Origin of the sequence: Leifsonia sp. T36S-04 (assembly GCF_042465655.1) — a bacterium.
In the GTDB taxonomy this organism is placed as follows: domain Bacteria; phylum Actinomycetota; class Actinomycetes; order Actinomycetales; family Microbacteriaceae; genus Leifsonia.
Genome location: NZ_CP146286.1, coordinates 533,912 through 542,884, shown reverse-complemented (window position 1 = coordinate 542,884; position 8,973 = coordinate 533,912). Strand labels below are relative to the sequence as shown.

At 69.9% G+C, this 8,973-nt stretch carries 10 protein-coding genes; 2 read left to right on the top strand and 8 right to left on the bottom strand.

The window, feature by feature from the left end; genetic code table 11:
* Positions 1-7: 7 nt before the first annotated feature.
* From tsaD to glmS, 7 genes are read right to left on the bottom strand one after another with little or no spacing between them, the layout of a single operon-like run.
* The gene (gene tsaD / locus P3F85_RS02690; protein WP_374009715.1) at positions 8-1,093 is read right to left on the bottom strand and encodes a tRNA (adenosine(37)-N6)-threonylcarbamoyltransferase complex transferase subunit TsaD; all 1,086 of its coding nucleotides are present in this window, start codon (positions 1,091-1,093) and stop codon (positions 8-10) included.
* Complete coding sequence (gene rimI, locus P3F85_RS02685; protein ID WP_374010983.1) at positions 1,090-1,524, bottom strand: ribosomal protein S18-alanine N-acetyltransferase; 435 nt, start codon at positions 1,522-1,524, stop codon at positions 1,090-1,092. Before rimI ends, tsaD begins: the two co-directional genes overlap by 4 nt.
* 47 nt (positions 1,525-1,571) lie before the next feature.
* A complete protein-coding gene (gene tsaB, locus P3F85_RS02680) occupies positions 1,572-2,192 on the bottom strand; it encodes a tRNA (adenosine(37)-N6)-threonylcarbamoyltransferase complex dimerization subunit type 1 TsaB (RefSeq protein WP_374009714.1) in 621 nt (206 codons plus the stop codon).
* Positions 2,193-2,201: 9 nt separating this feature from the next.
* Positions 2,202-2,759 carry a tRNA (adenosine(37)-N6)-threonylcarbamoyltransferase complex ATPase subunit type 1 TsaE gene (tsaE, locus tag P3F85_RS02675; protein ID WP_374009713.1) on the bottom strand — a complete coding sequence of 186 codons (558 nt, stop codon included), beginning with the start codon at positions 2,757-2,759 and terminating at the stop codon, positions 2,202-2,204.
* On the bottom strand, positions 2,756-3,886 hold the full coding sequence (gene alr / locus P3F85_RS02670) for an alanine racemase (RefSeq protein ID WP_374009712.1): 1,131 nt from the start codon (positions 3,884-3,886) through the stop codon (positions 2,756-2,758). The genes tsaE and alr overlap by 4 nt, the downstream gene beginning before the upstream one ends.
* Positions 3,874-4,230 (bottom strand): holo-ACP synthase, encoded by a 357-nt coding sequence (locus P3F85_RS02665; RefSeq protein WP_374009711.1) that lies wholly within the window; start codon positions 4,228-4,230, stop codon positions 3,874-3,876. Before P3F85_RS02665 ends, alr begins: the two co-directional genes overlap by 13 nt.
* Positions 4,231-4,234: 4 nt before the next feature.
* A complete protein-coding gene (glmS, locus tag P3F85_RS02660) occupies positions 4,235-6,085 on the bottom strand; it encodes a glutamine--fructose-6-phosphate transaminase (isomerizing) (protein ID WP_374009710.1) in 1,851 nt (616 codons plus the stop codon).
* A 63-nt stretch (positions 6,086-6,148) separates the two neighbouring features.
* On the opposite strand from glmS, the gene coaA reads away from it, so the two are divergent.
* Together coaA and P3F85_RS02650 are read left to right on the top strand one after the other, a co-directional pair.
* Complete coding sequence (coaA, locus tag P3F85_RS02655) at positions 6,149-7,087, top strand: type I pantothenate kinase (RefSeq protein WP_374009709.1); 939 nt, start codon at positions 6,149-6,151, stop codon at positions 7,085-7,087.
* A 78-nt stretch (positions 7,088-7,165) separates the two neighbouring features.
* Entirely contained in the window at positions 7,166-7,474 is a 309-nt protein-coding gene (locus P3F85_RS02650) for a helix-turn-helix domain-containing protein (RefSeq protein ID WP_374009708.1), read from the top strand.
* Positions 7,475-7,585: 111 nt separating this feature from the next.
* Here the strand turns inward: P3F85_RS02650 and glmM are convergent, their stop codons facing one another.
* Entirely contained in the window at positions 7,586-8,947 is a 1,362-nt protein-coding gene (glmM, locus tag P3F85_RS02645; protein WP_374009707.1) for a phosphoglucosamine mutase, read from the bottom strand.
* Between the last annotated feature and the right edge of the window lie 26 nt (positions 8,948-8,973).

The following is an 8,973-nucleotide window of genomic DNA, read 5'->3' as shown; positions in this document are numbered from 1 at the left end:
CACCAGGTCAGGCGGTGACCTGAATCTCGGTGACCGGCAGCGTGGAGTCCGCCGAGAACGTCAGTTCGCTGGGTTCGTGACCCGCCATGATCAGCTGCGCCCCGAGCGCTGCGATCATCGCGCCGTTGTCGGTGCAGAGCGACAGGGCCGGGATGCGCAGGGCGACTCCGGCCTCCGCGGCGCGCTGCACGGCGACCTGCCGGACGCGCGCGTTCGCCACCACGCCGCCCCCGAGCAGCAGACGCGGGACCTCGTAATCGCGGCATGCGGCGAGCGCCTTCGTGATGAGCACATCGACGACCGCCTCGCGGAAGGATGCCGCCACGTCCGCGACGGGAACCTCTTCGCCCGCATCCTGGCGCTGCTCGACCCAGCGCGCGACGGCCGTCTTGAGTCCGGAGAACGAGAAGTCGTACCGATGCTGTTCGAGGTCTTTCGGGCGGGTGAGGCCGCGCGGGAACCGGATCGCCTTCGGGTCGCCCTCCGCCGCTACCCGGTCGATCTGGGGTCCGCCCGGATAGGGCAGCCCGAGCACTCGGGCGACCTTGTCGAAGGCCTCGCCTGCCGCGTCGTCGATGGTCTCGCCGAGCAGCTCCACGTCCGAGACGAGGTCGCGCACCAACAGGAGGGAGGTGTGGCCCCCCGACACGAGCAGCGCGATGGTCGGGAGCTCGACAGGATGCCCGGGGCCGCCCGACGCGTCAAGGAGGTCCGCTCCAACGTGCCCGACCAGGTGGTTCACCGCGTACAGCGGCTTGCCCAGGGCCACAGCGAGCGCCTTTGCCGCGCCGACGCCGACCATCAGGGCCCCCGACAGGCCCGGCCCGCTCGTCACCGCGATCGCGTCGACGTCTGCCAGCTCGATGCCCGCGTCGGCGACGGCGGTCCGCAGCGTCGGCTCCAGCGCCTCCAGGTGCGCCCGCGCCGCGACCTCGGGCACGACGCCGCCATACCGGGCGTGCTCCTCCATCGACGACGCGATCACGTTCGCGAGCAGGGTGGTGCCACGGACGATTCCGACGCCGGTCTCGTCGCAGGAGGTCTCGATCCCTAGCACGAGGGGGCTGCGCCCGGCGGGAGGAACGGGGTTCATGCGATCGTGGTCTCCGGTGCGGGGACGGCGAGGCGCATGACGATGGCATCGACGCCGTCCGGCTGGTAGTACTTCGGGCGGACGCCGATCTCCGCGAAACCGAGGTCCCGGTAGAGCGTCTCTGCCCCTGGGTTGTCGGCGCGCACCTCCAGGAACACCTCGCGCGCTCCGCGACGCCGGGCTTCCGCGATCAGCGCCTGCATCAGAGTTCGACCGAGGCCACGGCGGCGGGCGTGCGGGGCGACCGCGATCGTCTGGATGTCGCCCTCTTCTCCCCCGCGCGGCGCCAGCAGGCCGGCGTACCCGTCGATCCGCTCCGGGGTCTCTGGTTCGAAGGCCACGAGGTAGTAACCGTGCTCACCCGTCACTTCGGACCGCATCGACCGCTCCGACCAGGCGTCGTTCACGAAGATGGAGCGCTCGAGCTCCATGATGGCCGGGACATCATCCGGATGCGCCCGCCGCAATTGGTAGGCGGTCACGCCGTCACCCGCTTCGGGCCGGCCGACAGGGTCACATCGGGCGAGCGGAGGTACAGCGCCTCGTCCTTGTCCACCGGGAGGCCGTTGGCGTAGCGGAGCTCCGCGATCATGCCGAGCCGCCCCGCGGGCACGATGTCGGCGTCGATGCGCAGGAGGCCGGGATGCGGCAGGTCGTCCGGCTTGCTGAGCCCCGGGCCGTCGAGACGCACCGGCAGGCCGAAATCGTCGGTCCCGGAGTAGGCGGTCCAGTAGCGCTCGCGGCGGCGCGCATCCGTCACCACCAGGAGGGCCCCGGTGTGCCCGGAAGCGTAGCGGTCGTAGGCGACGGCGTCGTGACTCACCACCGGCACCAGCGGCTTGCCCGCGCCGATCGCGAAGGCCTTCGCGGCGGCGATCCCCACTCGCAGACCCGTGAACGGACCGGGACCCATTCCGGCGACGACTCCGGACAGCGACCGCACCTCGACGCCGGCGACCGTCAGCGCCTCGTCGATGAGCGTGCCGATCACCTCGGCGTGCCGCATGGTGTCGGTCTCGATCACCTCGGAGAGCACGCCGGCATCCCGGTCGACGACCGCCACGCTGGTGCCGGCCGACGTGTCGATGGCGAGAAGCATGCAACCAGCCTATTCGGGATCGACGACGTCAGCGCCCGTCGCCCAGCGCGGCCCGAAGCCGGTGATCGTCACCGTGCGCGGCTCATCCACCTCGTCGACCGCGTCATCCGTCTCGTTCAAGTCCTGCACGTCGACCGCAGGTCCTCCCGATCGTTCGTCCGCCCCGGTCGGCCGCTCGATAGCGACCTCCAGCCACGACTCGGCGACGCCGTCGAGCATCCCGCTGCCCCACTCCACGACCACGACCGAGCGGGCGAAGTCGATGTCGAGGTCGTCGAGCTCGAGCGCACTGGCCAGCCGGTAGGCGTCCACGTGCACCAGCGGCGCCCCGCCCGAGAGCCCGGGATGCGTCCGGGCGAGCACGAAGGTGGGGCTGGTGACCGGTCCACGCACATCCAGACCCTCGCCGATCCCGCGCGTGAGCGTCGTCTTGCCCGCCCCAAGAGGACCGGACAGGATGACCAGGTCGCCCGCGCGGAGTGCCGCCGCGAGCTCCCGGCCGAGTGCGTGCATGTCGTCGGCCGTGGCGACGACACGGGTGGCGGGCAGCCGCAGGTCGGTCGTCATCGCTCCCCTCCGACGAAGGTGCGCGTCAGCCGGCCGCCGAGCCGGGTGACGATCTCGTAGTTGATGGTGTCCGCGGCCTCCGCCCAGTCGTCCGCGCTCGGGACGCCCGTCGCCGGGTCGCCGAACAGCACCACCTCGTCGCCCACCTGCACGTCCAGGTCCCCGACATCGACCACGAACTGATCCATCGCCACGCGTCCGCTGATCCGGAAGATGCGCCCGCCGATCGAGACAGGGCCGCGGTTCGAGGCATGCCGGGGAATCCCTTCGGCATAGCCGAGCGGGACCAGCGCCAGCGTCGTCTCACCAGACGTGCGGTAGGTGTAGTCGTACGAGACACCCTTGCCGGCAGGCACCCGGCGCACGGCGGCGACCCGGCCGCGCAGGGTCATGGCCGGCCGCAAGCCGAGTTCGGCTCCGGAGCCACCGCCGAACGGCGACAGGCCGTAGACGGCGATGCCGAGTCGCACCAGGTCGTACCGCGCATCCGGCAGCGTCAGGGCGGCGGCGCTGGCCGCGATGTGCCGCAGCTCGGGCGCGAGGCCGGAAGCCGCTGCCCGCTCGAGCGCACGCTCGAAGACGGCGATGGCGGCGCGATCGTCCTCCGGCGATGCATTGGACAGGTGCGAGAAGATCCCCCGCACCACCACGTCACCGCTCACCTCCAGTTGGCGCGCGCGGGCGAAGACCGCATCCCAGTCGGATTCCGCGACGCCGTTGCGGCTCAGTCCGGTCTCCACCTTCAGCTGGACGAAGACCGACCGATCGCCGTCGCGTGCGGCGGCCGCAGCCTCCAGCTGCTCCAGCGACGACAGCCCGAGGTCGAGGTCGGCGGCGACCGCGGGGGCGAAATCCCCCGCGGGGTCGTGCAGCCACGCCAGCACGGGTGCGGTGATCCCCGCCTCGCGGAGCGCGATGCCCTCCGCGATCTCGGCGACGCCCAGCCAGTCGGCGCCGCCGGCGAGGGCGGCACGCGCGCTCTCGACGGCACCGTGACCATAGGCATCCGCCTTGACGACCGCCATCACGTGCGGCGTGCCCACCAGCTCGCGGAGGCGCACGACGTTCGCGGTCACCGCATCCAGGTCGACGAGCCGTTCGCGGAACTCCGCGGTCACGGCGCGCACTCCGTCACGACGAAGGCGGTGGCGACACCCGCGTCGTGCGTCATCGACACGTGGATGCGCACGATTCCGCGTTCCCGGACCTGCGCCTCGACCACGTTGTGCAGCACGAACCCGGGATTCCGCTCCTCATCGGGGACGATCTCCATGTCGTGCCAGCGCACTCCCTCGGAGCCTCCCAGCGCCTTGATCAACGCCTCCTTCGCCGCGAACCGCGCGGCGAGGGAATGCACCGGAAGCAGCCGTTCCGCCTGCGTGAACAGCCGCTCCCGAAGCTTCGGAGTGCGGGCGATCGATCGCTCGAACCGCGCAAGATCGACCACGTCGACCCCGATGCCGTCGATCACGGCGTCATTCCACGGTGACGGACTTGGCCAGGTTGCGGGGCTGGTCCACGTCGAGGCCCTTCGCGGCGGACAGCTCCATCGCGAAGATCTGCAGCGGCACGACCGCGAGCAGCGGCTCGAAGAGCGGCGCAGCGAGCGGGATGCGGATGACCTCGTCGGCGAACGGCAGAACCGCTGCGTCTCCGGCCTCGGCGATCGCGATCACGCGGGCGCCGCGAGCACGGATCTCCTGGATGTTCGAGACGACCTTCTTGTGCAGCTCGTCCGACCAGCGCGGGCTCGGCACGACGACGAAGACCGGCTGACCGGGCTCGATCAGCGCGATCGGGCCGTGCTTCAGCTCACCGGCGGCGAAGCCCTCCGCGTGGATGTATGCGAGCTCCTTGAGCTTCAGCGCGCCCTCCAGGGCGATGGGGTAGCCCACATGACGGCCGAGGAACAGCACCGAACGGGTGTCGGACATCCACTTGGCCAGCTGGGCGATCTCGGCGTGCGACTCGAGGACCGTCGCGATCTTCTCCGGCACGGCGTGCAACTCGGCGATCGCATCGCGCTGGTGCGCGGCGGACAGCGTGCCGCGGACGCGCGCCAGGTGCAGCCCGAACAGGTAGAGCGCGGTGATCTGCGCCACGAACGCCTTCGTCGACGCGACCGCCACCTCGGGGCCTGCGTGCGTGTACAGCGCCGCGTCCGATTCGCGGGGGATGGTCGCCCCCTGCGTGTTGCAGATGGAGATCGCCTTGGCGCCGGCCTCACGGGCGTACTTCACCGCCATGAGCGTGTCCATCGTCTCGCCGGACTGGCTGATCGAGATCACGAGCGTTCCCTCGGTGAGGACCGGCTCGCGGTAGCGGAACTCGTGGCTGAGCTCCACGGTGACCGGGACCCGCGCCCACTTCTCGATGGCGTAGCTGCCGACCAGGCCCGCGTAGGCGGCGGTGCCGCACGCGATGATGGTCACGCGGTCGATACCCGCGAAGTAGTCGTCGCCGAGGGCATCCAGCTCCGGGATGTGCACGGTGTCGTCGACGAGACGGCCGCGCAGCGTGTTGGCGACGGCGTCCGGCTCCTCGGCGATCTCCTTCGCCATGAACGACGACCAGCCGCCCTTCTCGGCGGCGGACGCATCCCACGCCACCTCGAACGGCTCGACCTCGACGGGGGTGCCGCTGAAGTCGGTCACCGTGACGCTGTCCGGCGTGATGGTCACGATCTGGTCCTGGCCGATCGCCATGGCGCGTCGGGTGTGCTCGACGAATGCGGCGACGTCCGACCCGAGGAAGTTCTCGCCCTCGCCCAGCCCGATCACCAGCGGGGAGTTGCGGCGTGCGCCGACGACGACGTGCGGCTGGTCCTGGTGCATCGCGAGCAGCGTGAAGGCGCCCTCGAGGCGCGAGACGACCGCCTGGAACGCCTCGGGGAGGTCGCCCGTGCGGCGGTACTCCCGCCCGAGCAGCACGGCGGCGACCTCGGTGTCGGTCTCGGACTCGAAGGCGAAGCCGTCGGCGAGCAGCTCATCCTTCAGCGTCGAGAAGTTCTCGATGATGCCGTTGTGGATGACGGCCAGCCGGCCCTCGTCGCCCAGGTGCGGATGCGCGTTGACGTCGGTCGGGCCGCCGTGCGTCGCCCAGCGGGTGTGGCCGATGCCGGTCTGCCCGTTGGGGATGGGGTTCTCTTGCAGGTCTTCGGTGAGCACGGCGAGCTTGCCGGCCTTCTTGGCGGTGCCGAGCGCTCCGTCCGGACCGATCACGGCGATGCCGGCCGAGTCGTACCCGCGGTACTCCAGGCGCTTCAGGCCGCCGAGCAGCACCTCGAGGCTCTTATCGGTACCGACGTACCCCACGATTCCACACATGCGCTCGATTCTATCGTGGGCTGCCGGGGCTCCCTGTGAGCGCGCCCGTAGACTTGGAGGCCTATGGTTTCCAACGGCGACTCCGCCACCCCCTTCGTCGAGCTGAGCCGGGCCGATTGGGCAGAACTGGCGCAGAACACGCGGCTTCCGCTGCTCGAGACGGAGATCGTCCAGCTCCGTGGGCTCGGCGATCCGCTCGACATGCGCGAGGTCGAAGAGGTCTACCTGCCACTGAGCCGCCTCCTGAACCTCTACGTGGGCGGCACGAAGCAGCTCCATCGCGTCACCAGCGACTTCCTCGGCGAGCGAGCGGAGCGGACACCGTTCGTGATCGGGGTCGCAGGTTCGGTGGCGGTCGGCAAGTCGACCATCGCTCGCCTCCTCCGGGAGTTGCTGTCCCGCTGGGACGACACTCCGCGTGTCGAGCTCGTCACGACGGACGGCTTTCTGCATCCCAACGCCGAGCTGGAACGCCTGGGACTGATGGAGCGGAAGGGCTTCCCCGAGTCCTACGACCGCAAGGCGCTGCTGCGCTTCGTGACGGCGGTGAAGAGCGGTGCCCAGGAGGTCCGCGCGCCCTTCTACTCCCACCTGAGCTACGACATCGTGCCGGATGCGGAGATCGTGGTTCGCCGCCCCGACGTCCTCATCGTGGAAGGGCTCAACGTTCTTCAGCCGGCCGGGGGTGGCAACCGTCTGGCCGTCAGCGACCTCTTCGACTTCAGCGTGTACGTGGATGCCCGCACCCGGGACATCGCGCGCTGGTACGAGGAGCGGTTCCTCAAACTCCAACGCGGGGCCTTCGCGAACCCGAAGTCGTACTTCCATCGCTATGCCGAGCTGACCGAGGACGAAGCACGCGAGCGCGCCGCGACCATCTGGTCCCGGATCAACGAACCGAACCTGCTGCAGAACATCCGCCCGACCCGTTCGCGCGCGAAGCTCGTCCTGCGCAAGGACGACAATCACGCCGTCAGTTCGGTTCTCCTGCGCAAGCTGTAGGGTCTTTAGACCCGGGGCTCACATGTGGTAGGTTGTCAAGCTCTGGCCGTCCATGCGGCCATCGCGTAAGCATGAGGCATGTCCTCTCCGCGCTCTCGTGCTGCCGAGCTCTTCGGCCAGCGTGTGCGCGAGGCGCGCATCGCGCTGGGCATGAGCCAGGAGGACATCGCCAACCTGGCCGACATGCACGTCACCAACTACGGACGCGTCGAGCGGGGCGAGGCCAACTCGGAGTTGCACACTATCGTCCGCCTCGCGACGGCGCTCAACGTCGACCCGGCCGAGCTGCTGCGCGGCCTCTACGGCAACGAGATGCTCCCGGACCGCTCCCGCGCGTACTCGGTCGCCGACTTCATCGCCGCCCGGCGGGCGCAGGAGACCCCGTAACACCCTCCCGCGCGGGCCCGCATCCACGCGAGGTGTGAGTAGTGGTGGGAAAAGCGTCCGAATAGCCGCCATTACTCTCACCTCGGCGGATGGCGGGAGGGAGGCGCGGGGCTAGAGGGCCAGGCGCTCGCGGACGACGTCGGCCAGCTCGTTCGCCAGACGCTCGGCCGTGACGTGATCCGCAGCCTCCACCATCACGCGCACCAGCGGCTCGGTGCCGGAGGGACGCAGGAGCACACGACCACTGTCGCCGAGCGCGCTCTCCGCCGTCTGCACGGCGGTCAGCAGCTGCTTGTCGGAGTGGACGCCGTGGTGGTCGACGTTCTTCACGTTGATCATGACCTGGGGGTAGATGGTCATGACCTTCGCGAGCTCGGCGAGCGACTTGCCCTGGCGCGCCATCTCGCTCAGGAGGTGCAGGCCGGTCAGGATCCCGTCGCCGGTGGTCGCGAACTCGCTCACGATGACGTGGCCGGACTGTTCGCCGCCGAGGGAGTACTTGTGCTCGTTCATCTCCTCGAGCACGTACCGGTCTCCGACGGCCGTCTCGACCATACGGATGCCGTGGTCGCGCATCGCGAGCTTGAGACCCAGGTTGCTCATGACCGTCGCGACGAGCGTGTCGTCGCGGAGCTTGCCGCGCTCCTTCATGCCGACCGCGAGGATCGCCATGATCTGGTCTCCGTCGACCACGTTGCCCTCGGCGTCGACGGCGAGGCAGCGGTCCGCGTCGCCGTCGTGCGCGATGCCGACATCGGCACCGGCCTCCACCACGGCCTTCGCCAGATTGTCGAGGTGGGTGGAGCCCACCCCGTCGTTGATGTTCATGCCGTCCGGCGCATCGCCGATGACGGTCACGCGGGCACCGGCGTCGGTGAAGACCTCCGGCGAGATGCCGGCTGCGGCACCGTGCGCGCAGTCGAGCACCACGTGGATGCCGTCGAGCCGGTGTGGGAGGCTGGCCAGCAGATGGAGGACGTAGCGGTCCTCGGCGTCCGCGAAACGGCGGATGCGCCCGACATCGGCCCCGGTCGGGGTCAGCTTGTCGAGGTCGAGGTGTTCCTCGATGCGGTTTTCGACGACGTCGGGAAGCTTGGTGCCTCCGCGCGCGAAGATCTTGATCCCGTTGTCGGGAGCGGGGTTGTGCGACGCCGAGACCATGACGCCGAAGTCGGCGTCGAAGTCGGCGATCAGGAACGCGGTCGCGGGGGTGGGGATGACTCCGGCGTCGTAGACGTCGATGCCCGAGCTGGCGAGCCCGGCCGCCACGGCGGCCGCGAGGAACTCCCCCGAGACGCGCGGGTCTCGGGCGACGATGGCCGTGGGGCGCTTGCCGGCGGCTCGCCGCGCCTCGGCGCTACGGCCTTGCGTCAGTACAGCAGCAGCTGACTGCGCAAGGCCGAGCGCCAGGTCGGCGGTGAGACTTCCGTTCGCGAGCCCGCGAACACCGTCGGTTCCGAAAAGACGAGGCATGGACCGAAGCCTAAATGCTCGCGAGC